Origin of the sequence: Kitasatospora sp. A2-31, from assembly GCF_022288725.1 — a bacterium.
Taxonomy (GTDB): Bacteria; Actinomycetota; Actinomycetes; order Streptomycetales; family Streptomycetaceae; genus Kitasatospora.
In genome coordinates this window covers 1-1,138 of the sequence record NZ_JAKNTA010000248.1, presented here as the reverse complement: position 1 = coordinate 1,138, position 1,138 = coordinate 1, and the positions used below count along the sequence as shown (strand labels likewise).

General features: G+C 77.5%; 3 protein-coding genes. All 3 read left to right on the top strand.

Annotation, left to right across the window (positions count from 1 at the left end):
- Window positions 1-275: Phenylacetic acid catabolic protein (locus tag MCM47_RS41250; protein ID WP_238951886.1), on the top strand; the 275-nt coding region annotated here is incomplete at its 5' end.
- Window positions 272-835, top strand: a complete 564-nt coding sequence (gene paaD, locus MCM47_RS41245; protein ID WP_374209292.1) for a 1,2-phenylacetyl-CoA epoxidase subunit PaaD — start codon at window positions 272-274, stop codon at window positions 833-835. The genes MCM47_RS41250 and paaD, both read left to right, overlap by 4 nt.
- A gap of 15 nt (window positions 836-850) precedes the next feature.
- The coding region (locus tag MCM47_RS41240) for an FAD-binding oxidoreductase (RefSeq protein WP_238951885.1) at window positions 851-1,138 on the top strand (288 nt) is incomplete at its 3' end.

The following is a 1,138-nucleotide window of genomic DNA, read 5'->3' as shown; positions in this document are numbered from 1 at the left end:
GCCTGGACCGGATGTGGCCGTACGCCGCCGAGCTGTTCGAGGCGGACGAGGCGGTGGCCCGGCTGGACGCGGCGGGTCTGGTCCCCGCCCCGGAGGGGGTGCGCGAGCGCTGGCAGCGCGAGGTGACCGAGGTGGTGGCCCGGGCGGGCCTGCGCGTGCCCGAGCCGTCCTGGTCGGCCGGCGGCGGGCGGGACGGGCGCCACTCGGAGGAGTTCGGCCTGCTGCTGGCCGAGCTGCAGTCGGTCCACCGCCAGTACCCGGGAGGTGTCTGGTGAGCTCCCCCGAATCGGCCCGACCGGGCGCCGCGGCGACCCGGTCGCCCCAGCCGCCCGAGGAGGGGACGACCGAGCAGCGACTGTCCGAACTGCGGGCCGCGGTCGAGGAGTTGCCCGATCCGGAGCTGCCCGTGGTGACCCTCGGCGACCTGGGCGTCGTGCACGCGGTCCGGATCGGCGCGGACGGCACGCCGGAAGTGGAGCTCACCCCGACGTTCCTGGGCTGCCCGGCGATGGAGGTGATCGAGCGGGCGGTGCGCGGCGTGCTCGCCGAGGCCGGCCACCCGGCGGGCCGGGTGCGCCGGGTGCTGGTCCCGGCATGGAGCACCGAGCGGATCAGCGAGCGCGGCCGGCGCCGGCTGGCCGAGCACGGCATCGCCCCGCCGGGCCGCCCGTCCGGGGCCGGGGCCCGGCCGGTGACGCTGGAACTCGCGCCGTCCTGCCCGCACTGCGGCTCGCCGGCCACCCGGCCGCTGAGCCCGTTCGGGGCCACCCGCTGCCAGTCGATCGTGCTGTGCACGGCGTGCCGCGAGACGTTCGCGCAGTTCAGGGCGGGGTGAGGCGAGGTGCTGAGCATGATCGACGAGACGGACCGGCCCGCCGGGCCGCAGGGTTGGCACGCGCTGACGGTGAGCGGGCTGGACCACCTCACCGACGACACCGTGGCGATCACCCTCGCGGTGCCGGACCGGCTGGCCGGCGCCTTCGCCCACCGCGCCGGGCAGCACGTGGTGATCCGCCACCGGCAGGACGGGCGCGACCTGCGGCGCTGCTACTCGGTCTGCCCGCCGCCGTCCGACCCCGGCCGGCTCCGGCTGATCGTCAAGCGGGCGAGCCCGGACGGTTTCGGGGCGCACGCGACG